The sequence below is a fragment of the Actinoplanes subglobosus genome (assembly GCF_042650585.1).
GTDB lineage: Bacteria > Actinomycetota > Actinomycetes > Mycobacteriales > Micromonosporaceae > Actinoplanes > Actinoplanes subglobosus.
The window spans coordinates 361,080-384,927 of sequence record NZ_JBHSBL010000017.1 but is presented as its reverse complement, the minus strand read 5'-3'; the positions used below and the strand labels follow the sequence as shown (position 1 = coordinate 384,927).

At 71.0% G+C, this 23,848-nt stretch carries 22 protein-coding genes; 8 read left to right on the top strand and 14 right to left on the bottom strand.

The window, feature by feature from the left end:
- The first annotated feature begins 171 nt into the window (after positions 1–171).
- On the top strand, positions 172–771 hold the full coding sequence (locus ACFO0C_RS19680; RefSeq protein WP_378068100.1) for a hypothetical protein: 600 nt from the start codon (positions 172–174) through the stop codon (positions 769–771).
- A 21-nt stretch (positions 772–792) separates the two neighbouring features.
- On the opposite strand, the gene ACFO0C_RS19675 is transcribed toward ACFO0C_RS19680, so the two are convergent.
- The 3 genes from ACFO0C_RS19675 to ACFO0C_RS19665 form a co-directional block, all read right to left on the bottom strand.
- Complete coding sequence (locus ACFO0C_RS19675) at positions 793–2,457, bottom strand: fumarate hydratase (protein ID WP_378068099.1); 1,665 nt, start codon at positions 2,455–2,457, stop codon at positions 793–795.
- Between the two features lie 61 nt (positions 2,458–2,518).
- The gene (locus ACFO0C_RS19670; RefSeq protein WP_378068098.1) at positions 2,519–3,808 is read right to left on the bottom strand and encodes a hypothetical protein; all 1,290 of its coding nucleotides are present in this window, start codon (positions 3,806–3,808) and stop codon (positions 2,519–2,521) included.
- A 62-nt stretch (positions 3,809–3,870) separates the two neighbouring features.
- Complete coding sequence (locus tag ACFO0C_RS19665; protein ID WP_378068097.1) at positions 3,871–4,356, bottom strand: Lrp/AsnC family transcriptional regulator; 486 nt, start codon at positions 4,354–4,356, stop codon at positions 3,871–3,873.
- A 171-nt stretch (positions 4,357–4,527) separates the two neighbouring features.
- Between ACFO0C_RS19665 and ACFO0C_RS19660 the strand changes: the two genes are divergently transcribed.
- Complete coding sequence (locus tag ACFO0C_RS19660; protein ID WP_378068096.1) at positions 4,528–5,526, top strand: RDD family protein; 999 nt, start codon at positions 4,528–4,530, stop codon at positions 5,524–5,526.
- On the top strand, positions 5,523–6,602 hold the full coding sequence (hisC, locus tag ACFO0C_RS19655; protein WP_378068095.1) for a histidinol-phosphate transaminase: 1,080 nt from the start codon (positions 5,523–5,525) through the stop codon (positions 6,600–6,602). Before ACFO0C_RS19660 ends, hisC begins: the two co-directional genes overlap by 4 nt.
- 9 nt (positions 6,603–6,611) lie before the next feature.
- Here hisC and ACFO0C_RS19650 read toward each other — a convergent pair whose 3' ends face one another.
- Positions 6,612–7,826: an MFS transporter gene (locus tag ACFO0C_RS19650; RefSeq protein ID WP_378068094.1), complete on the bottom strand. Its 1,215-nt coding sequence runs from the start codon at positions 7,824–7,826 to the stop codon at positions 6,612–6,614.
- A 135-nt stretch (positions 7,827–7,961) separates the two neighbouring features.
- Between ACFO0C_RS19650 and ACFO0C_RS19645 the strand changes: the two genes are divergently transcribed.
- The gene (locus ACFO0C_RS19645) at positions 7,962–9,266 is read left to right on the top strand and encodes an ROK family transcriptional regulator (protein WP_378068093.1); all 1,305 of its coding nucleotides are present in this window, start codon (positions 7,962–7,964) and stop codon (positions 9,264–9,266) included.
- Positions 9,267–9,431: 165 nt separating this feature from the next.
- On the opposite strand, the gene ACFO0C_RS19640 is transcribed toward ACFO0C_RS19645, so the two are convergent.
- The 8 genes from ACFO0C_RS19640 to ACFO0C_RS19605 all read right to left on the bottom strand — a co-directional run bounded on the left by ACFO0C_RS19640 (position 9,432) and on the right by ACFO0C_RS19605 (position 16,187).
- A complete protein-coding gene (locus ACFO0C_RS19640; RefSeq protein WP_378068092.1) occupies positions 9,432–9,578 on the bottom strand; it encodes a hypothetical protein in 147 nt (48 codons plus the stop codon).
- A 668-nt stretch (positions 9,579–10,246) separates the two neighbouring features.
- A complete protein-coding gene (locus ACFO0C_RS19635) occupies positions 10,247–11,626 on the bottom strand; it encodes an outer membrane protein assembly factor BamB family protein (RefSeq protein ID WP_378068091.1) in 1,380 nt (459 codons plus the stop codon).
- A 228-nt stretch (positions 11,627–11,854) separates the two neighbouring features.
- A complete protein-coding gene (locus ACFO0C_RS19630; RefSeq protein WP_378068090.1) occupies positions 11,855–12,697 on the bottom strand; it encodes a hypothetical protein in 843 nt (280 codons plus the stop codon).
- A gap of 174 nt (positions 12,698–12,871) precedes the next feature.
- Entirely contained in the window at positions 12,872–13,999 is a 1,128-nt protein-coding gene (locus ACFO0C_RS19625; protein WP_378068089.1) for a tetratricopeptide repeat protein, read from the bottom strand.
- 18 nt (positions 14,000–14,017) lie between these two features.
- Complete coding sequence (locus tag ACFO0C_RS19620; RefSeq protein ID WP_378068088.1) at positions 14,018–14,404, bottom strand: PPOX class F420-dependent oxidoreductase; 387 nt, start codon at positions 14,402–14,404, stop codon at positions 14,018–14,020.
- A gap of 32 nt (positions 14,405–14,436) precedes the next feature.
- The gene (gene ispF, locus ACFO0C_RS19615) at positions 14,437–14,928 is read right to left on the bottom strand and encodes a 2-C-methyl-D-erythritol 2,4-cyclodiphosphate synthase (protein WP_378068087.1); all 492 of its coding nucleotides are present in this window, start codon (positions 14,926–14,928) and stop codon (positions 14,437–14,439) included.
- Between the two features lie 9 nt (positions 14,929–14,937).
- Positions 14,938–15,633: a 2-C-methyl-D-erythritol 4-phosphate cytidylyltransferase gene (gene ispD, locus ACFO0C_RS19610; RefSeq protein ID WP_378068516.1), complete on the bottom strand. Its 696-nt coding sequence runs from the start codon at positions 15,631–15,633 to the stop codon at positions 14,938–14,940.
- Positions 15,634–15,701: 68 nt separating this feature from the next.
- Positions 15,702–16,187 (bottom strand): CarD family transcriptional regulator, encoded by a 486-nt coding sequence (locus ACFO0C_RS19605; RefSeq protein ID WP_014447856.1) that lies wholly within the window; start codon positions 16,185–16,187, stop codon positions 15,702–15,704.
- 349 nt (positions 16,188–16,536) lie between these two features.
- On the opposite strand from ACFO0C_RS19605, the gene ACFO0C_RS19600 reads away from it, so the two are divergent.
- Entirely contained in the window at positions 16,537–17,313 is a 777-nt protein-coding gene (locus ACFO0C_RS19600) for a hypothetical protein (RefSeq protein WP_378068086.1), read from the top strand.
- A gap of 820 nt (positions 17,314–18,133) precedes the next feature.
- On the opposite strand, the gene ACFO0C_RS19595 is transcribed toward ACFO0C_RS19600, so the two are convergent.
- Complete coding sequence (locus ACFO0C_RS19595) at positions 18,134–18,586, bottom strand: DUF6023 family protein (RefSeq protein WP_378068085.1); 453 nt, start codon at positions 18,584–18,586, stop codon at positions 18,134–18,136.
- 670 nt (positions 18,587–19,256) lie between these two features.
- On the opposite strand from ACFO0C_RS19595, the gene ACFO0C_RS19590 reads away from it, so the two are divergent.
- The 3 genes from ACFO0C_RS19590 to disA all read left to right on the top strand — a co-directional run bounded on the left by ACFO0C_RS19590 (position 19,257) and on the right by disA (position 22,656).
- Positions 19,257–19,934, top strand: coding sequence for a hypothetical protein (locus ACFO0C_RS19590; RefSeq protein ID WP_378068084.1), 678 nt, complete (start codon positions 19,257–19,259; stop codon positions 19,932–19,934).
- 35 nt (positions 19,935–19,969) lie between these two features.
- The gene (gene radA / locus ACFO0C_RS19585; protein ID WP_378068083.1) at positions 19,970–21,391 is read left to right on the top strand and encodes a DNA repair protein RadA; all 1,422 of its coding nucleotides are present in this window, start codon (positions 19,970–19,972) and stop codon (positions 21,389–21,391) included.
- Positions 21,392–21,474: 83 nt separating this feature from the next.
- A complete protein-coding gene (gene disA, locus ACFO0C_RS19580) occupies positions 21,475–22,656 on the top strand; it encodes a DNA integrity scanning diadenylate cyclase DisA (RefSeq protein WP_378068082.1) in 1,182 nt (393 codons plus the stop codon).
- A 677-nt stretch (positions 22,657–23,333) separates the two neighbouring features.
- On the opposite strand, the gene ACFO0C_RS19575 is transcribed toward disA, so the two are convergent.
- Positions 23,334–23,843 carry a 2'-5' RNA ligase family protein gene (locus ACFO0C_RS19575; RefSeq protein WP_378068081.1) on the bottom strand — a complete coding sequence of 170 codons (510 nt, stop codon included), beginning with the start codon at positions 23,841–23,843 and terminating at the stop codon, positions 23,334–23,336.
- Positions 23,844–23,848: the final 5 nt, after the last annotated feature.

Below are 23,848 nucleotides of genomic sequence, written 5' to 3'. Positions count from 1 at the left end.
CCCCCAGTGTGTGGCGGGGCGGCCCAGCCTTCAACGGGGGAGGTACAGCCCGCTCGCGGTCCGCCGCGAGCGGGCTGTTCGTGTCTCAGCGATCACTCAGAGTTGGACGTCCTCGGCTTCGTTACGTACCGTCGGCTGAGTTTGGATGACCCCGACGATGAGGAATCTCCGATGCGACGCGCCATTCTGGCCGTGATCGCGGGCGGTGTGCTGGTCACCAGCGCCGCCTGCGGCGACGATGCGAAGAACGAGGACACCGCCGCGCCGGCCGTCACCACCCCCGCCGCGACCACGGCGGCGGCGCCCGCTGTGTCGGCCTCGGCCCCGGACTTCACCGCGGACACCGTCAAGGTGTGCGAGCGCCTCGACAAGGTGTTCACCACCGAGTTCGGCGACTTCGGCGAGGCGCTGGGCAAGATGATCGCCCACAAGGAGGCGAAGGAGACGGCCAGCGCCGACAAGGCGGAGAAGCAGGCCGCCGCCGAGCTGAAGGTGATCGGCACCCAGATCCGCAAGGAGACCGCGGACGCGCCCGACCCCGAGCTCCAGTCGGTGGCCGCCACCTCGGCGCAGCGGATCGAGGCGAGCGCCAAGGACCTCGGCTACATCGAGGACATCAAGAGCACCAAGGACCTGGACGGCTCGCTCCAGAAGCAGATCGCCGAGTGGATCAGCCCGGTCGCCGGTTACTGCGGTGTGAAGCGGGCGGTCGAGACCCCGTCCACCGCACCGTCGGAGCCGCCCGTCTCAGCGGCCCCGTCAGCGTCCTGACCGTCATCGGCCGTCGATCCCTCAGCGGCGGCCGATGCTGAAGACCGGGTTGGGCCGGGTGACGGCGGCGAAGAAGTCGTTGCCCTTGTCGTCGACGACGATGAAGGCGGGGAAGTCCTCGACCTCGATCTTCCAGACCGCCTCCATGCCGAGCTCCGGGAACTCCAGCACCTCGACGTGGCGGATGCAGTCCTGCGCCAGGCGCGCGGCCGGGCCGCCGATCGAGCCGAGGTAGAAGCCGCCGTAGGTCTGGCAGGCGTCGGTGACCTGCTTGGACCGGTTGCCCTTGGCCAGCATGACCATCGAGCCGCCGGCCGCCTGGAACTTCTCCACGTAGGAGTCCATCCGGCCGGCGGTGGTCGGGCCGAAGGAGCCGGACGCGTACCCCTCGGGGGTCTTGGCCGGGCCCGCGTAGTAGACGGCGTGGTCACGCAGGTACTGCGGCATCGGCTGGCCGGCGTCGAGCCGCTCGGCGATCTTGGCGTGGGCGATGTCGCGGGCGACCACGAGCGGGCCGGTCAGCGACAGCCGGGTCTTCACCGGGTACTTGCTGAGCTCGGCGCGGATCTCCGCCATCGGCCGGTTCAGGTCGATGTTGACGACCGGCGACGACTCCAGGTCGACGTCGGGCAGGTAGCGGGCCGGGTCGGTCTCCAGCCGCTCCAGCCAGACGCCCGACGGGGTGATCTTGGCGACCGCCTGCCGGTCGGCGGAGCAGGACACCGCGATCGCGACCGGGCAGGACGCGCCGTGCCGGGGCAGCCGGACCACCCGGACGTCGTGACAGAAGTACCGCCCGCCGAACTGGGCGCCGATGCCGAAGTCGCGGGTCAGCTCCAGGACCGCGGCCTCCAGCTCCACGTCACGGAAGCCGTGCGCCAGCATGGTGCCGGAGGTGGGCAGGTTGTCCAGGTACTTCGCGGAGGCGAGTTTCGCCGTCTTCAGCGCGTGCTCGGCGCTGGTGCCACCGATCACCACGGCCAGGTGGTACGGCGGACAGGCCGACGTGCCGATCAGGCGCAGTTTCTCGTCCAGGAACTGCATCATGCGCTGCGGGTTGAGCAGCGCCTTCGTCTCCTGGTAGAGGTACGACTTGTTGGCCGAGCCGCCGCCCTTGGCCATGAAGAGGAACTTGTACGCGTCGGGGTGGCCGCCCGGATCCTCCGCATACAGCTCGATCTGGGCCGGCAGGTTGGTCCCGGTGTTCTTCTCGTCCCACATGGTGATCGGAGCGAGCTGCGAATAGCGCAGGTTGAGCCGCGTGTAGGCCTGGTAGACGCCGAGCGCGATGGCCGCCTCGTCGGTCCCGTCGGTCAGCACGTGACGCCCGCGCTTGCCCATCACGATCGCGGTGCCGGTGTCCTGGCACATCGGCAGCACTCCACCGGCCGCGATGTTGGCGTTGCGCAGCAGGTCGAGCGCGACGAACCGGTCGTTGGCCGACGCCTTCGGGTCGTCGATGATGGCGCGCAGCTGCGTCAGGTGAGCCGGTCGCAGGTAGTGGGCGATGTCGTGCATCGCCTCCGCGGTGAGCTGGGTGAGCGCGGACGGCTCGACGGTCAGGAACCGTCGCCCGCCGGGGCCCTCGACGACATCCACGCCCTCGTCCGTGACCAGGCGGTACTCGGTCAGATCCTCCCCGGTCGGGAGGAGCGGCGAGTAGCTGAAATCGGCGCCTTTGCTCATGACCGGAAAGCCTAGGCCAGCGAGGCGGCGGGATGCGAACCCGGACCCGGCGCTCCGCGTTTCACGCGAACGGCAGATATGCCATGTCCCGGCCGGCGACGAGGATCATGCCGTCCGGGCCGACAGCGAAAACCTTCGCATCGGTACGCACATCGGCACGAACCGACCCACTGGTGAGGCCGAGTGCCGTGACCCGGCCCTTCGAAGCCACGACCGCGGCGTACGGGGTGAGCGCCGCACCGGCATCGGCACGGTCGTCCTGGCGCCACACGTTCTTGTCCTTGGCGAACGAGAATCCCCGGATCGACTGACCCTTGCGGATCACGGCGTAGGTGTCGTTGACGGCCAGCACCGTCGACTCCTTGTCGCCGTACCAGAGGTTCCGCCCGTCATAGCCGTTGATCAGGACCTCACGCCCGTACGGGTCGACGCCGAGCACCACGTTGTAGCCACCCGCCGGATCCTGGTCCTGCTCGCAGGCGGAGCCGTTGTCCGCGGTCCGCAGGTTCAGCCCGTCCCGCTGCCACACCACCTCACCACTGGGGCTCCCGCCCACCACGCCGTAGTAGCAGGTGCCGTCGCGTGCCGTGCCGGTGACCGTGAGAACCCGCCCGCCGACCACCGCGACCCGCTGGTCCTTCGCCGGCCGCACGGTCTGCACCAGCCGCCCGGTGGCGGTGTCGATGACCCGGATCTCGCCGTCGTGCGGCAGCCCGATCAGTCCGGGCAGCACCGGTGGCCCGGCGACGTCGTCGTCCACCGACCCGGACACCAGCCGCCGGGTGTCCGGCAGGTCGGGGTTGGCCGCGTCCAGGACGAAGCCGATGCTCCCGGTGCCGACGCTCCACAGCTGGGTGCCGGCCCGCGGGTCCCAGGCGGTGAGCCGGCAGTCGTCGCCGCCGGAGCAGCTCAGGTCGACGATCGCGTCCTGGTAGGTCCAGACCGCCGACGCCACGGTGTCGGCACGCCGTACCGCGCCGGTCGACGGATCGAGAACCTGATAGCCCTTGGTCAGCAGCCGGCCGGTCACGACGACCGCGTTCGGGCCCTTGCCGGCGACGGCGGCCCAGTCGGCGTCCGACGACCACAGCTTCACGGCGGCGGTCATGCCGTACGCCTCGACCGAGGTCCGGTACTCGACGATCACCGCGTCACCGGCGATGGCGACGCTCTGCGGGGTGCCGCCGAGGGACTGCTGCCAGCGGGTGCCCGGTGCGACCGGCCCGCTCGTGGTGATCCAGGACCAGATCTGCGGGAACGGGTTCCACACATGGGTCGTGGCCAGGACGGTGAGAGCCACCGCGGCGACGGTGACCACCCAGAGTCCCTTCCAACCGCCTCCCGAGGCCATCAGGGCAGGGTAATGACCTTCGATCCAGGAAGGGTCGAGCGTGGTAAGTCCGTGTCGTCACACTATGCGTGGCTTGCCGCTCTGACCAGGGGCACCGTCCGGTACGGGATCAGCTCCGCCAGCGCGATGATCGTATGCGCCCGCACGATGCCCTCGTAGCCCACGATCTGGTCGATCACCCGCTGCAGGTCGGCGTTCGACCGGGCCACGATCCGGCACAGGATGTCCCCGCTGCCGGTGATCGTGTGCGCCTCCAGGACCTCGGGAATCTCCGCCAGGTGCTCGGCGACGGCGTCGTGGCCGTACCGCTGACTGATCTCCAGCGTCACGAAACTCATCACGCCGAACCCGATCGCCTCGGGTGCCACCTCGGGACCGAAGCCCTTGATCGCGCCCCGCGCGATCAGCTTGTCGAGCCGTGCCTGCACCGTGCCACGCGCCACCGCGAGCCGCCGGGAGAGCTCCAGCACACCGATCCGCGGCTCGGCCGCGAGCATCGCGATCAGGCGCGCGTCCAGCGCGTCGAGCTGGACAGTCTGCTCACCCACGCTGGGAACCTACCGCACCGATTGCACACCTTGACCATCGATGACCCGAAGGGTTGCTCATGACCGTGCTCTCCGTCACTGTCGGGGCCACCTGTGACACTGTGAGCAGGCCCTCGCTGCGGGCGACCGCTGCGCAGGGAAGTGTCAGGCTGTCGTGGTAAAGGTTTGCGCATGAGTTCCGTTCCCGCGGGTTGGTACAAGGACCCCGCCGACCCCAGTACCCAGCGCTATTGGGACGGTGAGGGCTGGCTGGGCAAGGCCATCCCGGCGGACGCCGTGCCACCGGACGGCCCGCCCGCGGTCGAGCCCGAACCCGTCGCCGAGACGACGCCCGCACCAGCGGCCTCCCCCGTGTCGCCGGTCACCGTCCAGCCGGCCGCTCCGCCCGGTCCGCCGCCCGGCTGGATGCAGCCCCCGCCGCCGCCTCCGCCCGGCTGGGCGCCGCAGCCCCCGCCCCCGCCGGGCTGGCAGCCCCCGCCCGGCATGCAGCCACCAGCCGGTTTCCAGCAGCCCCCGCCCGGCTTCCAGCAGCCCCCGCCCGGTTCCCCGCAGGCGATGCCCGCCTACCCCTATCCGTATCCGTTCCCGATGCCCGAGGCCCGGCCGCACGGCATGGCGCTGGCCGGGCTCGGCAAGCGCCTCACCGCCCGGCTCATCGACATCGTCGCCGTGCTGATGCTCAGCGTCGTGGTGAACGGCTACTTCGGCTACCTGTACCTCCAGGACTTCATGCCGATCTTCCGCGACTACATGGAGCAGAGGGCGGCCGGCGTCACTTCGCCGACGGTCGTGCCGACCGACCGGATGCAGACCCTCAACATCGCCATCGTGCTCCTGTGCACCCTGCTCTGGCTGGCCTACGAGGCGCCGGCGCTCAGCGGCAGCGGCCAGACCCTCGGCAAACGGATCATGGGCATCCGGGTCGTCCCGGTGGAGAAGGTCGGGCCGCTCGGTTTCACGCGCGCGTTCACCCGCTGGGCCCGCCTCGGCATGTGGACACTCTTCTGGTGGTGCGGCCTCGGCCTGCTCATCCAGTTCCTGTATTCGTTGTCGCCCGCCTTCGACCCTCGCCTGCGTCAGGGTTGGCACGACAAGGCGGCGGCCACCGTCGTCGTCGACGTGCCGCCGGGCGGCGTCCCGTCGACCATCGAACCCGGAGGATCCCGATGACCCGCCTCACCCGCGCCGACCTGGACGCGCTACCCGCCTATGTGCCCGGCCGCAGCGTCGCCGACCTGGCCCGTGAGCTGGGCATCGCCGAGGCGGTCAAGCTGGCCAGCAACGAGGTGCCGTACGGTCCGCTGCCCGGCGTGGTCGAGGCGGTCACCGAGGCGGTCCGGTCCGTCCACCGCTACCCCGACATGGGTGTCGTCGAGCTGCGCGACCGCATCGGCGCCTGGCTCGGCGTCGACCCGGCCCGGGTGATCACCGGCTGCGGCTCGGTGGCGCTGGCCGAGATCCTGGTCAAGGCCACCTGCCTGCCCGGCGACGAGGTCGTCTACTCGTGGCGGTCCTTCGAGGCGTATCCGATCATCGCCGCCGGGGCCGGTGCCACCAGCGTGCGTGTGGCGAACACGGCGGAGCACGGTCACGACCTGGCCGCCATCGCCGCCGCGATCACCGACCAGACCCGGCTCGTCTTCGTCTGCAATCCGAACAACCCGACCGGCACGTTCCTGCGCCAGGCCGAGCTCGACCGGTTCCTTGCCGACGTGCCGTCCGACGTGCTCGTGGTGCTCGACGAGGCGTACCGGGAATTCGTCACCGACCCGGACGTGCCGGACGGCCTCGCCACCTACGGCGACCGGGCCAACATCGTGGTCCTGCGGACGATGAGCAAGGCGTGGGGCCTGGCCGGCCTGCGGATGGGCTACCTGGTCGCCCGGCCCGAGGTCGCCGCCGCCGTCCGCAAGGTCGTCACCCCGTTCTCCACCAGCCTGGTCGCCCAGGCCGCGGCCCTGGCCGCCCTCGACCAGGAGGAGGAGGTCCGCCGCCGCTGCGCCGAGGTCGTGTCGGAGCGGACCCGGGTCACCGAGGCGCTGCGCAAGCTCTCCCTCGACGTGCCGGACAGCCAGGCCAACTTCGTCTGGCTGCCGCTCGGCGACCGGACCGCCGGTTTCACCGCGGCCTGTGAGAGCCGCGGCGTGATCGTGCGCGGTTTCCACCCCGAGGGCGTCCGCGTCACCATCGGCACCCCGGAGGAGAACGACCTGTTCCTGGCGACCGCCGAGGTCGCCCTCGGCTGACCACCAGCTCTAATGCAGGGCCGCCGCCTCGGTCCGGTGATGCTCCTCGGAGCTGATCCGGGCCGGGAAGACGCCCCGCCACAGCACCACCAGGACACACGCCACCAGGACGAACCCGGCTCCGAGCACCGGCAGCGTGCCCAGCTGCCCGGCGCTGACGAACCGCTCACCGACGAACGCGCCGCTGCCGATCCCGATCTGGAAGGCCACGACGTAGACCGCCGAGGCCGCGTCCCGGGCGGCCGGCGCGACCCGCAGCGCCGCCGACCCGAGGAACACCGGGATCGCGTTGAACGCCCCGCCCCAGACCAGCACCGCGGCGATCGTCGCGGCCGGCCCGAGCACCGGCGCGAGCAGCACCATCGAGCCGGCGGCGACAGCGGTCAGCGCGATCACGAACGGCCCCGGCCGCCGGTCCACGAACCGGCCCACCACGAAGTTCGCCACCAGACCGACCGCGCCGTACCCGAGCAGCAGCGCGCTGAGTGCCGCACCGTCCAGCCCGGCGTCCCGGCGGACCAGCGGCGCGATATAGGTGTACGCCGCGAAGTGCCCCACCACCAGCACCACGGTGATCACGCAGAGCCCGGTGACCCGGCCGTTGCGCAGGATCAGCACCGCGTCCCGCAGCTGCCGGCCCAGTGCCGCGTCCCGGTCGCGGGGCAGCGGCTGCATCGCCGGCAGGATCAGGATCAACGCGACCAGGCAGATCGCCCCGGCCGCCGCCATCAACCCGATCGACAGCCGCCAGCCCAGCCACTGCCCGAGCGCGGTGCCGAGCGGCACGCCGAGCACGATGGCCAGCGAATTGCCGATGAAGACCAGCGACGTCGCCCGCCCCACCTGGCCGGGCGGTGCGAGCCGTGCCGTGATCGGCCCGATCACCGACCAGAACACCCCGTGGGCGAGTGCGCAGATCAGCCGGGACAACACCAGCACCAGGAAAGTGGGTGCGAGCGCCGCGGCCGCCTGGGAGACGACGAAGACGGCTACGGTGGCGGCGAGCAGACTGTGCCGGGGCAGCCGCATGGTGAGCGCCGTGAGCGGGATGGTGCTGACCGCCGCGACCACGGCATAACTGGTGAGCAACAGCCCGACCTGCGCCTCGGTGACGTCGAGACCGGCCGAGATCTGCGGGAGGAGGCCGACTGGCAGGGTTTCGGCGGTGACGTAGCAGAAGGTGGAGATGCCGAGGACGACGAGCGCCGGGCGGTTGAGCTTCACCCTTCGCACAATAAACTCCGAGACAGAGCTTAAAAAGGGAGAACCGGTGTGACGAACCCTGGGGAAGGAGAGCCGGTGTGACGAACCCTTGGGAAGGAGAGCTGGTGTGACGAACCCTTGGGAAAGGGCGCCGACATGACGACCCGCACCACCGCACTGCTCCGCATGGTCCACCGGAACCCCGGCGTGACCCGCGCCGACGCGGCCCGCCTCCTCGGCGTCGGCACCGGAGCGGCCACCGAACTCGTCACCAGGCTCAGCCGCGCCGCCCTCCTCACCCAGGCGCCCGCCGCCCCCAGCGGCACCCGCGGCCGGCCCACCACACTCCTGCTGCCACACCCCGACGGCCCGCTCGTGCTGGCCCTCGCGATCACCCACGAGGCCTGGCGGCTCGACGTCGTCGCCCTCGGCGGCGCCACCCTCGCCTCCCTGTCCGAGCGACACGGCGGCGCCCCCTGGGCCGAGGTCCGCGCGGCGGTCACCGTCGCGATCAAAGACTTCCTCTCGCGGTACGGCGACCGCCTCCGCGCCATCGGCATCTCCGTCCCCGGTCCCGTGTCCCGCAACCTGCGCCTGGACGCGTTCAACTCCGACTGGCACGGCATCGACCTCACCGACCTGTGGCCCGAGGCCGGACTCCTCGTCGCCGGCAACGACGCCACCCTCGCCGCCACCGCCGAACACCGTCGCGGCGCCGCCACCGGAGCAGCCGTCGCCCTGCACCTGCGCATCGAAGCCGGCCTCGGCGGCGCCGTCATCGACGACGGCCACCCGGTGATCGGCGCACACGGCGCCGCAGGCGAGTTCGGGCACATGCCGTTCGGCGACCCCGCGGTCCGCTGCGGCTGCGGCGCACACGGCTGCTGGGGAACCGCCGTCGACGGCACCGCCCTGGCCCGGCTCCTCGGCGACCCGCCACCCCGCGACCCGGTCACCTACGCCCGCCGGGTGATTGCCACCGCGACCCGCGCCCTGCCGTCCCAGCGCGCCCGCCAGGACCTGGCCGGCCTGCCACCACCCACCAAGGACCTCGCCGGCCTGCCACCGCCCACCAGGGACCTGGCCGGCCTGCCACCGCCCACCAAGGACCTCGCCGGCCTGCCACCGCCCACCAGCGCCTACAGCTCCGGCGAATCCGGCCCCGCCATCGACCCGGCCGCCGCCGCCGACGCCGTCCGCACCGTCGGCACCGCCCTCGGCCGAGGCATCGCCGGTCTGGTCAACGCACTCGACCCGGACCTCGTGACCCTCGGCGGCCTGGGCGTCGACCTGCTCGCCGCGGTCCCCGAGGCCATCGACACCGCCTACCGCTCCGGCCTCATGCTGATCCACCGGACGGCCCCGCCCCCGGTCAGGGCGGCAGCACTCCCCGACGACGAGGGCCCCATCGCCGGTGCCGCCGAGGAGGCCTGGTCAGCCCTGCTCCCCCAGCTGACCTGACCCACCCCTCCGCCGCGCCCAGCCCAGCCACCCCTCCGCCGCCCTCAGCCCAGCCACCCCTCCACCGCGCCCAGCCCAGCCACCCCTCCGCCGCCCTCAACCCAGCCACCCCTCCGCCGCCCTCAACCCTGTTCGGGCCCGCCATGCTCGCCCCTCTCTGGGTCTTCACCACCAGGGGTTGATCACGCGGGGCGTGAAACCTGCGGTCCGGTCGCGGTTGTCGCCGGTCAGGGTGACGAGAATGGCCTGGTGTGCGAACGACTTCTCGGGGCCGGTGTCCTGTCGGCACCCGGAGCCGGATGCGGGTGCCATCGCCGCCCTCCTGGGGGCGGTGATCGCACCCAGACCCGACGACGGGTACATCCGACGCCCTGTCGAAGGACGGCACGCGCACCCGGCCCGGCCTTGGGTGCGCCCCGCGCCCTGTCGAAGGACGGCACGCGCACCCGGTCCGGCATTGGGCCCGCCCGACGCCCCACCGAAGGGCCGCCCGCGCACCCGGCCCGGCGTTGGATGCGCCCGACGCCCTATCGAAGGACGGCATGCGCATCCGGCCCGGCGCTGGGTGCGCCCGACGGTCCTCGTCACGGGGGCGATCCTTAACGAGTCGACCTGAACAGACAGGATGCGAGATTCGCCGCTGAACCCCCGCCCCGGCCTCTGAGTCTTCACCACCCGGGGGCTGATCACGCGGGGCCGTGGAACCCCCGTGTCATAACCGCGGTTGCCGCCGGTCGGCGTGACGAGGACAGCCGGGCACGTCACGACGCCCCACCATCGGCGATGGCGAGTGCGGCTGCCGGGACGTCCCCCTTCACCGACGACCCATCCGCAGCATCGCCGCCCCGACCCGGGTCCGGTCCGCCGGGCAGTTTCCTGTGTCCACAGTCAGGGTCGGTGCCCGTTCAGCCCGCCACGCTCGGCCCTCTCTGAGCCCGCCACGCTCGGCCCTCTCTGAGCCCGCCGCTCTCTTTTGGGTGTCAGCCGGGCAGCGCGACGAGCAGGACCGTGTCGAGCGTCAGATAGTAGATCGGGGACTCCGGGTCGTCCGGCGCGTCCCGGTTGAGGCGCTCGACAGCCAGGAAACCGTCGGTCACGTGGTAGAGACCCGGCTTCCAGTCAAGCGTGTCCTCCTTGTCCGGCCCGTAGAGCAGCGGATACGAGAACCGCAGCGCCCCGGTCAGCGCATCCACACCGTCAAGGGTGTTGTCCGGTCGCAGCAGCAGCACCACGCCCGCGTCCCCACCGAGCACCCGCGCGGGCCCCGGAGTTGTCCACAATGCGGCTCCATCCACAGTCCGCCCGGCAACCGCCGCGAAGAAGGAGGAGGGTGAGTCCCCGGCAGGCAACATCGGAGGCACCACAGTCGTGGAGGCAGTCGCCGCTGACGCGCCCGGGCTGAGCGTGGCCTCTGACGCGCCCGGGCTGAGCGTGGCCTCTGACGCGCCCGATGCGGGAGGCGTGGCCGCCGAGGCATCGGGACCGGGCGTCACCATGGGCGAGCCGGACGGAGAGGGGAGGTCGGATTGCGACGAGGAGGCCGTGATGACGGTACCAGCGACGAGCGTGGCCAGCGGGTCGTCGAGAGCGGGGACCCGGCGGGGCTCGGCCGGGGTGACGAGCCACCCCTGCCCGGCCGCGTCACGGAAGGCCGCACAGCCCTCGGTCTCGCAGCCCACGGGGGTGTAGGGGGCTGCAGGCCAGCCGGTGAGCGCGGCACCCGTCGACGTGTCATAGGCACCGGTGGCGCACAGATAGGCGCCGGTGCCGGTCGTGAAGCCATCCACACACCCGGGAGGGACTGTCGTCGTCCAGATCGACTGGCCGGTGCTCACGGCGTACCCCGAAAGGGTCTGCCCCTCGGTGACCACGACGGTGCCGGCAGCGGCACGCAGACCAGGCGGGTTCCAGACGGCCGTGGCGCCGGTCCGGTGTCCGGCATAGCCGGGCGCATCCGGCCCGTCCGCGCGCCAGATCTCCGTCCCGTTCCGCGCGTCGATCGCCACCAGCTTCCCGTCGGACCACCGGGTGACGACCGTCGTGCCACTGGCCACCACGGCGCTGAGCTGCTCGGGCCACCGGCGGAAGGACCACCGCGCCGTGTAGACGGCACGTGCCGTGACGGGCCCGTCCGCCCGCACCTGGTGCTTCGCCGCGTAGACGCGCACCGTCCCGTCGACCACCAGCGGCGCCACGTTGAGACGGCTGGTCACGCCGTGCAACATCGTCGAGGGTGTCGGTGGGGTCGGCGTCCTGGCGCTCGCCGACAGCTCAGCGGGAGCCAGCACACGCCAGCAGATCAGGCCGCTCACCACCAGCAGGAGCGCGGCCGCCATGATTCGCAGCAGCACCCGGGTCACGGCCGAGAGTATTCCAGGTCGCGCAGGACGGCCTGACCCCTGGGCACGAGCGGGCCCCAAAAGGCCCAGCTAAAGGCGGTGGGAGGGGAGGGGGTGGGTCCCCAAGCAACCGAGATCCGCGGAGAGCGACGCGAGAACAGCCGAGATCACGGGAAATGCGGGAAAGCGGAGCACCACAGGACAGCAAGGCAAGTAGTGATCACGGCCACGACCGAGACACCGACACGACTACTCGTAGCCACCGTTGATGAGGCCAAGACGGACGAGCTCGGTAAGGGGCTCGACCACGTTCGCGGCCCCGAACCCGACGAACAGCGGACGTGGACCGTCCCGATGGGCACGGGCCGGTTCGACCAGTGGTACCGGATGGGTGGCCGCCAGCGCCTCCGCCACCTCGGCGACCTCGCCGCCACCAGCGGCGATGACAGTGGCGACGAGCACGTTGAGGAACCCGTGATGGGTGAACCCGGTCTCCGGATCGGTGTGCCGGGTGGCGTGCCGCAGCCCGGCGGCGAGTTTGAACGGCAGTTGCCTGTCACGGCAGGCGCAGATCACCGCCGCCAGCTCGACCGGGGTGGGGAAGAGTTCCGCGGCCAGCCCGCCGACCCGGAATTTCGGCGCGATCGACAGTCCGCCGGCGCGAGCCTCGGCGACGGAGTCGAGGGCAGCGAGCAGGCCCCAGCTGAGCGGGATCTCGGCGTACAGCGGCAGGCCGTTCTGCGCGGCGGCGAAGGTGCAGAGGGTGGCGACCCCGGGTTGCGGGTCTTCGCCGCGCCGGGCGACAGCGGCTTCGACGTGTTCGACCTCGACGCCGGTGGCGCGGAGTTTCTCGACGGTGGCGGGGAGCGCCGCGGCCGGGATGTCACCGACGAGGCCGGCGGTGAGGCGGGGGATCTGCTCGATGCCGACCGTCGACGCGGGTACGAGCAGTGATCCGACCAGGTCGCGGTACCAGGCGGTGGCGTGTTCGTGGTGTTTGGCGACGGCGTCGGCGAGCCCGATCGGGCTGGGTGGGAGCAGGGAAGCGTCATCGACCAGCCCGGCGTAGAGCGGAGGCACCATCGTTGACACGAATCCGAACCTAATAGACGCCGCGAGATACGGACAACCAAGTCCGTTATGTGACTTCCCAGACCGGCCGGGCAACGCGACAGCCAGCCGGGCAACGCGACAGCCGGCCAGGCAACGCGACAGCCGACCGGGCAACGCCGCAGCCGACCGGACGTGGCGACAGCAGTGCAGCGGTCAGCGACGCCGCTGGAGCACCGCCAGGATTTCGGCCACCGCCGCGGTGAGCATTCCGGCGATCAGCGGCACCGGGCCGCCGACCACCGCGTACGCCAGCAGGAACAGTGGCGCGGCGAAGGTCAGGTAGACCGCCACGGCGAGCCGCCGGTCGTGGTCCCGTAGCCGCCCGAGGACGATGCCGGCCGGTTCGGGTAGCCGCCCGCGGAACCAGAAGACGACCGCCCCGAAGACGAGCGCCCCGATGAGGCCGGCCCAGGCCCGGGAGATACCGGCGCTGATCAGTGTCATCGCGGCGGCCAGGACGGCGGCGATCACGGCACCGCCGGCGCCGAACCGGACGGTTTCCCGCACCGCTTCGGCGGACTCTTCGGAGGTGTCGAGGACCGGCCGGGTCGGCACGCTGACCTCCGGCACAGGGGGTGCGACCTTGGCAGCGGGAGCAGCGGAAACTGCGGGGGTGTCCGCATCGTCGGCGGCGGCCGGGGCTGGGGCGCTGAGCGACGCTTCTTCGGCGAGTCCTTCGATGGCGCGGGCCCACCGGCGTCGCTCGAATCGAACGATGCCGGTCTCACGGCCGGCGTCGCCGATCGTCGAGTCGAGGTCGAGGGCCTCCCCGTAGGCCCGCTGGGCCAGGTCGAACAGGCGTAGCCGGGCGGCGACGACGGCTAGCACCAGATGTGCCTCGGCGTCGGTCGGTGCGACGCGGACGCCGTTCCAGGCGGCGTTGAGTGCTTCCTGCCCGTTGCGGGATTCGCTGAGCAGGGCCGCGCCGGTGCGCTGCGCGTAGGGGTCGTCGGGCCAGTCGTTGAGGATCTCGGCGGCGATCCGGGCGGCGTCGGCGTAGCGGCGGCTGTCGGTGAGTGCCATGGCGCGGACCACGAGGACGGCCAGGGCCCGCGGGTCGGTGGTGGCGGCACGGTCGGCGGCGGCGAGGGCCTCGCTGGGCTGGTCGGCGATGAGGTGGATGCGGGCGAGGGTGGCGAGGAGGTTGACCTCTTGCGGTTCGGCGGTCAGGCCAGCCGCGATCTCGTCGGCGGCTTCGTCGTAGCGGCCGAGGTCGGCGAGGAGGAGGGCACGCTGGCGGTGCTCTTCCGGGGTGGTGTCGGGCTCCAAGGGGGCGGGCACGTGCCGAGCGTAGGCCGTCTACCTGGAAATCACCCGAGTCGGGGTGACCCGGCACACGACACGGACGGTGCCGGGTTCGTCGGAGGTCCACGGCTCGTTGGCGTACTTGTAGCTGAGTTCGCCGATCAGGTCGCCGTCGTCGTCGGTGAGACCGACGGTTCCCTCGACGGCGATGTACGCGTAGGGCTGCGCCGGGTCGAAGGCGCAGATCGACACGCGCGGGTCGCGTTCCATGTTGCGCGTCTTGACCCGGCCGCGTGTGGTGGAGAACAGGACGTCGTCGCCGTCGCGTTTGACCCAGATCACGGTCGACTGTGGGCTGCCGTCCTGGTTGATCGTGGTCAGCACCGCGTAGGTGGGATTGTCGATCAGTGTCCGGACGGCTCCGGGCAGCACGACGGTCATGTCAGTGATCATGCCCGATGCCGCCGACGGCCCTAACCGTGACTCTCGCCACCGATGGGGTAGACGATCGCGACGGCGGTCCCGGCGAGTCCTTCGCCACGGCCGGTGAGGCCGAGTCCGTCGGTGGTGGTGCCGGCGACGGTGACGGGTGCGCCGGCCGCTTCGGTGAGGATCTTCTCGGCCTCGGCCCGGCGTTTGCCGATCTTGGGGCGGTTGCCGATGACCTGGATCGAGATGTTCCCGATTGCGTAGCCGGCGGCCCGGACGCGGCGGGCGGTCTCGGCGAGCAGGGTGGTGCCGGCCGCTCCGGCCCACTCGGGGCGGCTGGTGCCGTAGTTGCTGCCGAGGTCGCCGAGGCCGGCGGCGGAGAGCAGGGCGTCGCAGGCGGCGTGGGCGGCGACGTCGGCGTCGGAGTGTCCGGCGAGGCCTGGTTCGTCGGGCCAGTGCAGGCCGGCGACCCAGCAGGGCCGTTCCGGATCGAAGGCATGAACGTCGGTGCCGATCCCCACCCGCGGAATGATCACCCTGGCAGCCTAGGCCTCCAGGGTCAGCAGGTGGGCGGCCAGGGCCAGGTCGAGTGGCCGGGTGACCTTGAGCGCGAAGTCGGATCCGGGCACGCAGATCACCGGGCGTCCCAGTTTCTCGACCGCTCCGGCGTCGTCGGTGTACAGGTCGGCGGCCGCGGCGTGGGCGGCCCGGAGCACGGAGGCCCGGAAGCCCTGCGGCGTCTGGACGGCGCGCAGCACCGACCGGTCGACGGTGCCGAGCACCACACCGTCGACGTCGACCTCTTTGATCGTGTCGACCACCGGCTGTGCCGGGATGACGGCGTCGGCTCCGTCGCGGACGGCGGCGGCGACGCGCTCGAAGAGGTCGGCGGGGGCCAGGCAGCGGGCGGCGTCGTGCACGAGGACGATGCCGATGTCGTCGGGGACGACGGCGAGCGCGGCGGAGACGGAGTCCTGCCGTTCGGCTCCACCGGCCACGACGACGACGGGTGCGATCGGGCTGAGCAGGGCGTGCACGGCATCGACGTCGGCGGGCGGGGCCGCCACCACGATCATGCGGACCGAGGGGGCAGCGGCCGTCCGGCGGATGGCGTGGACGAGGAGTGATTCGCCGTCGAGCAGGCGAAGTGCTTTGGGGGCGCCGGGGCCGAGACGCACTCCGGCGCCTGCGGCCGGAACGACGACGGCGACGTCACCGCGAGCATTGAGCTGCGCGGTCACGTCGCCGTCGTTGTCGTCGGACACACGAGGTGAGTCAGACACAGTGAAGAGGGATGGCGTTGATCGGATCAGGCCTCGGTGAGGACCTTGTCGAGCAGGACCTCGGCCTCATCCTTGGTGCTCTTCTCAGCGAGGGCCACCTCGCCGACCAGAATGTCACGAGCCTTGGCGAGCATCCGCTTCTCACCCGCCGACAGACCACGCTCACGCTCACGACGCCAAAGGTCACGAACAACTTCCGCGACCTTGAGCGGGTTACCGGAAGCGAGCTTCTCCAGGTTGGCCTTGTAGCGCCGCGACCAGTTGGTCGGTTCCTCGGTGTGCGGTGCGCGGAGGACGTCGAAGACCTTGCCGAGGCCTTCCTCGCCAACCACTTCGCGCACGCCGACTTCTTCGGCGTTCTCAGCGGGCACCCGAACAGTCAGATCGCCCTGGGCGACACGCAGAACGAGATACTGCCTTTCAACGCCCTTGATGACCCTAGTCTCGATTGCCTCGATGAGTGCGGCCCCGTGGTGGGGGTAAACAACGGTCTCGCCGACACTGAAAACCATAGGTTCGAAACCCCTTTCGCTGTGTCTAGGGTAACACGCTCAAGCGGCCGTGTCTCGCCCTGACGGTCACTGTTAGTGCAGCTCAGAGGCCCTGTGATGGGGCTTTCTACCGCTTGACAGCGAAGCCGGAAGCTGCCTAAGTAACGCAAAGTGACATCACTGTCACGACTGCCACCAGGGAACCCGCACTTTCCAAGTCGGGAATTCCGGACCTGATGGCTTTGTGAGATCAAGCTTATCGCTAAGGTCCGCATCAGTGCAGCACTGGCGATGCGGGCCGCCGTGCGAGAGGCTGGACGGAAGTTCCCCGACCGAAGCAAGATCTGGTCGGCCAGGGGGGAGGTGAGTCATGGCTGGCGCGAGTGACAACGGCGGCTTGCCGCCCGGCGGCGGGTCCCCCGACGACCTCCCGGACTTCCCCGAGGAGTGGGGCGTCATCGTCATCCCCGACGATCTCTCCGAGCTCGCCGAAGAGGTCGAGGCGGTGCGCGCCGAGCTGCACACCGGCCCGCCACTGACCGGTTGGCAGCGGTTCGTCCGCCGGCCCACGGTGCGCCGCCTGCGCAAGGCCGGCGCCCTGCTGGTGCGTACTCCCGCGCTGATCGTCTCGATGGCGATCCTGGTCACGGTGGCCAGCCTGTTCGCCTCGGCGTGGCCCGGCCCGCCGCGGCAGCCGGCCACCCAGCGGACCTCCGGCACCACCGAGACACACACCGACACACTGCCGGCTCTCGATCTGCTCGACAGCGAGGGCGAGGCCGTTCCGATCCGCGGCCGCCTGCCGGCCGTCCTGCTGCTGACCGAGGGCTGCGACTGCGCGAAACTGATCGCCGACACGATCGCGGCCGCCCGCCCCGGCATCACGGTCCTCGCGATCACGAAACTCCGCCCATCGGTGAGCGCCACCGCGCCGGGCACGCTCCCGACCGCCCGGACCCCGGCCGCGGACGGCAAGAATTTCGCCCTACTCCGCGACCCGACCGACACTCTCCGTAACCATGTCGGCCTCAGCACTCCGGACGGCACCGCCGCCGTGATCCTGGTCGACAACCTCGGCAAGATCGTCCGAATCCACCCCCGCACGGCCTCCATCGAGACGATCCGTCCAGATCTGCTCCGCCTATAACGACCAACCCCCTTATTCGGTACGGCGTGGCCCGAACCCACCACAACCACCCCGTCCCGTAGCGCCAACGCGACGCCCGCGACACTCCCGGCCGTGAAGCCGCCTCCGGGCTGGTTGCCCCCTCACCACCCCACGCCGCCCCAAACTCAGGCCCGCCGCCGCGCCCCGAACCCAGGCCAGCCGCCCCGCCCTGAACCCAGGCCAGCCGCCCCGCCCTGAACCCAGGCCAGCCGCCGCGCCTGAACCCAGGCCAGCCGCCGCGCCTGAACCCAGGCCCGCCGTCCTTCACATCCCGAACTCCGGATTCCCCCTTCCTTCGGATTCGCGGGCCGTGCCGCCAGGTCTCCAGCTTCGCCACCCTTCTCACTTCGACTCCGGGGTCCGCGCCCTTTCCGGCCCGAACCGGCGGGCCGCCAGCCACCGCCACTCGAACCCGCGGACCGCCAGCCACCGCCACCCGAACCCGCGGACCGCCACCCACCGCCATCCGAACCCGCGGACCGCCACCCACCGCCGCCCGAACGCCGATTACCGGGCCCTCGCCCACTCCTCTGCCCTTCACCGGTCACCCAGAAGGTGCGGACCAGCTGCGTCTTCTCCCGCTCCCGAACCAGCGCCAAACCCGAAACAGGTCGGCAAAGCGGCGCGGGCACGAGCGCAGCGCAGGCAGGCAGCGCAGGCAGAACAGCGTGGGCACAACAGCGTGGTCAGAAGGCCGCACGGATGCAGAAGGGGGCACGGGCTCGGCACGGGCACGAGGGCGGAAGGCGGCGAGGACAGCGGAGGGGTCATGCGGGACGGGGTGCGGGAAGGGCCGGAATCACCCGTTTGAGCGCTGGAGGGCGTAGCGGAAGACGACCGGGCCGGGGGATTCGACGGCCACCCTCAGGTGCAGTTCGTCGAAGAGGCCCACGGAGAAGATCTCCGGGGTCCGGGAGCCGGAACAGCGCAGGCCGCGACCGGAGTCCCCGGTGCCGAGGCTGACCCGGACCCGGCTGCCGTCGTCGCCGGCGCAGACCACGGAGATCAGGAAGTCGCCCTGTTCGACGTCGACGACCTCCTCGTGGCCGGCGTCCCCCTCCAGGGCGAGGGTGTTGGCGAGTTCCTGGTCACCCACGTCGGGCAGCAACTGCTCGGCGCTGTGCCGCCAGCCCATCAGCGGGTCCTCGACGGTGTCGCGTGGTGCGGCGCGCCACCACCACCCGACACCCACCACCAAGATCAATGCGGCCAGTGCGTGCAGCACGACACCGCGTCCCCGTTCGCCGCTCACTCTGTGAGAGTAGAGCCCTCCAGAAGAGTGACATAGTGAGTGAGTCCGCACTCGAGGGCGGGCATCCCCGTCAATCCCGAAAGGCGTCGTCGGCGGCGGCGCGTATCGATCATCGTCAGCACAGTCCGTGACGAGCGACCGCCACAGGCACGACGACCGCCGAACGCGGCCGGACCGCCGAACGCCGCCGCACCGCCCAACGCCGCCGCACCGCCGAACGTCGCCGTGCCGCCCAACGCCGCCGCACCGCCTAACGCGGCCGCACCGCCGAGCTGCGACCGGGCCGCCGAACTGTGACCGGGCCGCCGAACGCGGGCCGCACCGCCGAGCTGCGACCGGGCCGCCGAACGCGGCCGCACCGCCGAACCGTGACCGCACCGCCGAACCGTGACCGGGCCGCCGAACGCGGCCGGGCCGTGGGGCGTGACCGGTCGCCGGGCGGCGTGACGAACCCCCGACAGCGGGGGCACCCTCCGGCCGTACCCCGGCGATCGCGGGTTTGATCTCCGTCCTTGCCGCTTGCTCCGGACGATGGTCGTGGTCGCTCTGATCGACGTCCTGCCGCTGGTTGTCAGCGGCCGCGTGACCTGATGGATGGGTCCCCGCACGCGGGCGATCGTCGCCCACTACGCTGATCTAACACCTTGGTGTCTCTATTTGGAGGATCGTGATGCGCTCCCTGGGAACCCGTCGCGCCGCTCTGGTCGCGGGTGCCGCCACGGTCGCCGCCCTGGCTCTGGGCGGTTGCTCTGCCGGCCAGGTCGCCGAGACCGCCATCCTGGACACGCCGATCGCCGGCGTCAACGCGGCGTCCGGCGACGGCAAGGTGCTGGTCCGCAACCTCCAGGTGGAGTACAACGGGATCGAAGGTTACGAGGCCGGTGAGAGTGCGCCGCTCGAGCTGAGTCTGTTCAACGAGACCAACGAGACGGTCACGGTCACGATCAGCAGCCAGCCGGTCGAGCGGAAGACGGTGGTCAGCGGCACGCAGGTCGGGTTCGTCAGCACGGCGACGGTGACCACGCCGGGCGAGGTCGGCGCCTCGGCCGAGCCGGGTGAGTCCGCCGAGCCGTCGGCGCCCGCCGAGCCCGCCAGCTCGGTGCGGCCGGCCCAGATCAAGATCGACCCGCAGGGTACGGCGATCTTCCGCCCGACCGACGCGGCGTCGCTCCAGGTCGTCGGCCTGAGTGGTGAGCTCAAGCCGGGCATGACCGTCAACCTGGTCTTCGAGTTCAGCAACGACGCGACGCCGCTGGTCGTGCAGGCCCCGGTCGCCTCGCCGCTGACTCCGGCCCCGCGCGGGTCCGCCGAGATCCACGAGGCGGAAGAGGCCGAGGGCGGTCACTGACCGGGTTTGTCGGACCCCCGCGCTAGCGTGTCGGGGTGACGACCTCCCGTTCGGCTGCGAAGGTTCCCAAGGCCGCCTACGTCTGTGACGCGTGTGGCCACCAGCCACCCAAGTGGCTGGGGCGCTGCCCGGAGTGCGGCGAGTGGGGTTCGATCATCGAGTCCACGGTGACCGTTCCGGTCTCCGGCCGGGTGGTCAGTTCCCGCATGCCGTCCGAGCCGGCCCGCCCGATCGCGCAGATCAGTGCGGCCCCGGCGCGGGCCGTCGCCACCGGTGTGGGAGAGCTCGACCGGGTTCTCGGCGGCGGTCTGGTGCCCGGTGCGGTGGTGCTGCTGGCCGGCGAGCCCGGTGTCGGCAAGTCCACACTCCTGCTCGACGTCGCCCAGCAGTGGGCGGCCGGTGCCGGCACGCCGTCGCTGGTGGTCAGCGGTGAGGAGTCGGTCAGCCAGGTGCGGCTGCGGGCGGAGCGGCTGGGTGCCCTCCACGAGCGGCTCTATCTGGCTTCGGAGAACGATCTCGGCACCGTCATCGGCCACCTCGACGCGGTCAAGCCGGGTCTGCTGGTCCTCGACTCGGTGCAGACCGTCTCGGCGCCCGGCACCGAGGGGGTTCCCGGCGGTGTCACGCAGGTGCGCGCGGTCACGGCGGCGCTCGTCGCGATCGCCAAGGAGCGGGGCATCGCCACCGTCCTGGTGGGTCACGTGACCAAGGACGGTCAGGTCGCCGGTCCCCGGGTGCTGGAGCACCTGGTCGACGTGGTGCTCCATTTCGAGGGCGACAAGCATTCGTCGCTGCGCCTGGTCCGCGGGGTGAAGAACAGGTTCGGTGCCGCCGACGAGGTGGGCTGTTTCGAGATGCACGAGGGCGGCATCACCAGCCTGCCCGACCCGTCCGGGTTGTTCCTCACGCGCTATCAGGAGCCGGTGCCGGGCACGTGTGTCACCGTGGCGATGGAGGGCCGGCGGGCGCTAGTCACCGAGGTGCAGGCGCTGATCGGTGCCGAGGTGCAGGGTTCACCGCGGCGCACGGTGTCCGGTCTCGACCATGCCCGGCTCGCCATGGTGCTGGCCGTGCTGGAGCGCCGCACCAAGCAGCTCAAGCTCTACAACCGTGAGGTGTTCGCGGCCACTGTGGGCGGCATCCGTCTGATCGAGCCGTCGGCCGACCTGGCGATGGCTCTGGCGGTCGCCTCCGGTGGTCTCGATCTGGCGATGGCCCCGACCCTGGTGGCGATCGGTGAGGTCGGCCTGACGGGGGAGATCCGCCGGGTCGGCGCGGTGGGCCGGCGGCTGGCCGAGGCGGCCCGGCTCGGTTTCACCGTCGCGCTGGTCCCGCCCGGCTGTGGCCCCGACGGGACAGCGGGCATGCCCAAGAGCATGCAGGTGATCGAGGTCAACAATCTGCAGTCGGCGTTGCAGAGCGCAGCGCGAGCCTCGGCCGAGCACGGTAATCGATGACGCAGGGTCACGTTTCATCACGCTACGGAGCATTCATCAAACCACGACTCGTTGGCCTGGATGACAGTCCGTAGAATGTCCGGGTGCCGCTCGACCGCGATGCTTCCAAGCCCGCCGCCAGTTCAACGCCGCGCCCCGGCGTCAACGGCGCGGGGCATCGCGCGATGACGCCGTCAGCAGGCTCGGGCCTGACCGGCGGTGCCAGTGATCCGATCCGTGCCAACCTGGCCCTCATGGCGCCTGGCACCGCATTGCGCGACGGTTTGGAGCGCATCCTGCGGGGGCGGACGGGCGCGCTGATCGTTCTCGGTTACGACGCTGTCGTCGAGACCCTGTGCACCGGTGGTTTTCCGCTCGATGTGGAGTTCTCCGCGACCCGGCTGCGTGAGCTGTGCAAGATGGACGGCGCGGTCGTCCTCTCCAGTGACGGCACGCGCATCGTCCGGGCTGCCGTCCACCTGATGCCCGATCCGTCGATCCCGTCGGAGGAGTCCGGCACCCGCCACCGCACCGCCGAGCGGGTGGCGAAGCAGTCGGGCTATCCGGTGATCTCGGTCAGCCAGTCGATGCGGATCATCGGCCTTTATGTGAACGGGCAGCGCCACGTCCTCGACGACTCGGCCGCCATCCTGTCGCGCGCCAACCAGGCCCTCGCCACGCTGGAGCGTTACAAGCTGCGCCTCGACGAGGTGTCCGGCACCCTGTCGGCCCTGGAGATCGAGGATCTGGTGACGGTCCGCGACGCGGTCGCCGTGGTCCAGCGTCTCGAGATGGTCCGCCGCATCGCCGACGAGATCTCCGGCTATGTGGTGGAGCTCGGCACCGACGGCCGGCTCCTGGCGCTCCAGCTCGACGAGTTGATGGCCGGTGTCGACGCCGACCGCACCCTGGTCATCCGCGACTACCTGCCGTCCGGCCGCAAGGCGCGCACCCTCGACGAGGCTCTGGTCGAGCTCGATCTGCTCACCGCCACCGAGATGATCGACCTCGTCGCCGTGGCGAAGGCAATCGGCTACCCCGGCGCCTCCGACTCCCTCGACGCGGCCGTGTCCCCGCGAGGTTTCCGCCTGCTCGCCAAGGTGCCGCGGCTTCCCGCCCAGATCGTCGACCGTCTCGTCGACCACTTCGGCAGCCTCCAGCGTCTTCTGGGCGCCACCGTCGAGGATTTGCAGGCCGTCGAGGGTGTCGGCGATGCCCGCGCCCGCGGTGTCCGGGAGGGCCTGTCCCGTCTGGCCGAGGCGTCGATCCTCGAACGTTATGTCTGACCCCGGCCGGCCCGCTTCACCTCGCCACCCACCTATTTCCCCCAGCGGTGTCGCCCGGAAGCCGGCCGAGTTCACAGCGGCGATCTCGCCCCGACGCCAGTTGACCTCAGCTGGCGGCTCGAACAGCGGTGCGCCCGTACCCCGCCGGATCTTGACCGGCTTGCCACCGCTTCCGGTGGTAAGCCGGTCAAGATCGGCCAAGGCCCGCGCGAACCCTGGCCCGCACGAATCTGTCGCCGCACGAAGTTCGTGCCGCACGAACCGGAAGATTGGCCTGCCAGATCACCGGGGATGAATTGCGGACATCTGACGACGGCGGAGTGAAATCCGCCACTGATAAAACGGTCAGACGACTGATAATCGGGCGGCCGGCAACTTTCCCGCTCTGCCGTTAATCGACCCGCGGAATCCGCGTCTCCGCTCGTAGCCAATGATCGAAATCTGTGAATAGGATGCGCCCCGCATCCTCGAGGAATCGAAGGCGCTGCGGTCCCTGCCGATCGGACAGCACCAAAATGCGCGCTGCGGCTCGGGTGGAACCTCGAAGACTGCGCGAGAGGACCGGATACGTGATGTAGCCGGTGGGGCGGGTTCGCAGCCCGGCGGTCGCCTGGTCGGCCGGGAGCGGGCAGCCGCCTCGCGGTGGGAGCCACGGGCGTCCGGGTGGCCGTACAAGATCAAAGGGGTTGATTTATGTCGTTGGCATGGTCGGCGACCCCGGCGCCGACAACGGTGGCGCGCATCGGCAGGTATTCGAGGCAGCGTCGGATCGCCGGCGCCATCATCGGGTTGGGCACCCGCATCGAGATGGTGCAGTGCGGCACCCAGAGGCCCGGCCGATAGTGGTCCCAGACCTCGACGCCGCCGGCGGTGAGACGTTCGTGGACGGCCCGATGGTGGGCGAGCAGCTCTTCGGTGACGGTGACACCGAGCCAGAGGACCCGGCCGACGAACTGGCCGACGAAGTCGATGCCGACGGTGAGACCACGGCCGACGGGGAAGCCGTCGAGGGCGGCGGTCACCGCCTGCGGGTCGATGCGGTGGGCGGCGGCGAGGGAGAGGTGCGGGCGGTGCCGCTGGTGCAGGGAGCCGAGCGACGGGATGCCCTCGGCTTCCAGGGCACGCCACAGGGTACGGACCCGGCGTGTCGTGTCGACGTCCAGGTAGAGCTCGAGTGCAGCGACCAAGACAG

Coding starts and splice junctions, on each gene's coding strand:
- ACFO0C_RS19680 (WP_378068100.1), top strand. CDS start 172: ATGCGACGCGCCATTCTGGCCGTGATCGCGGGCGGTGTGCTGGTCACC.
- ACFO0C_RS19675 (WP_378068099.1), bottom strand. CDS start 2,457: ATGAGCAAAGGCGCCGATTTCAGCTACTCGCCGCTCCTCCCGACCGGG.
- ACFO0C_RS19670 (WP_378068098.1), bottom strand. CDS start 3,808: ATGGCCTCGGGAGGCGGTTGGAAGGGACTCTGGGTGGTCACCGTCGCC.
- ACFO0C_RS19660 (WP_378068096.1), top strand. CDS start 4,528: ATGAGTTCCGTTCCCGCGGGTTGGTACAAGGACCCCGCCGACCCCAGT.
- hisC (WP_378068095.1), top strand. CDS start 5,523: ATGACCCGCCTCACCCGCGCCGACCTGGACGCGCTACCCGCCTATGTG.
- ACFO0C_RS19645 (WP_378068093.1), top strand. CDS start 7,962: ATGACGACCCGCACCACCGCACTGCTCCGCATGGTCCACCGGAACCCC.
- ACFO0C_RS19640 (WP_378068092.1), bottom strand. CDS start 9,578: ATGGCACCCGCATCCGGCTCCGGGTGCCGACAGGACACCGGCCCCGAG.
- ACFO0C_RS19620 (WP_378068088.1), bottom strand. CDS start 14,404: ATGACCGTCGTGCTGCCCGGAGCCGTCCGGACACTGATCGACAATCCC.
- ACFO0C_RS19605 (WP_014447856.1), bottom strand. CDS start 16,187: ATGGTTTTCAGTGTCGGCGAGACCGTTGTTTACCCCCACCACGGGGCC.
- ACFO0C_RS19600 (WP_378068086.1), top strand. CDS start 16,537: ATGGCTGGCGCGAGTGACAACGGCGGCTTGCCGCCCGGCGGCGGGTCC.
- ACFO0C_RS19590 (WP_378068084.1), top strand. CDS start 19,257: ATGCGCTCCCTGGGAACCCGTCGCGCCGCTCTGGTCGCGGGTGCCGCC.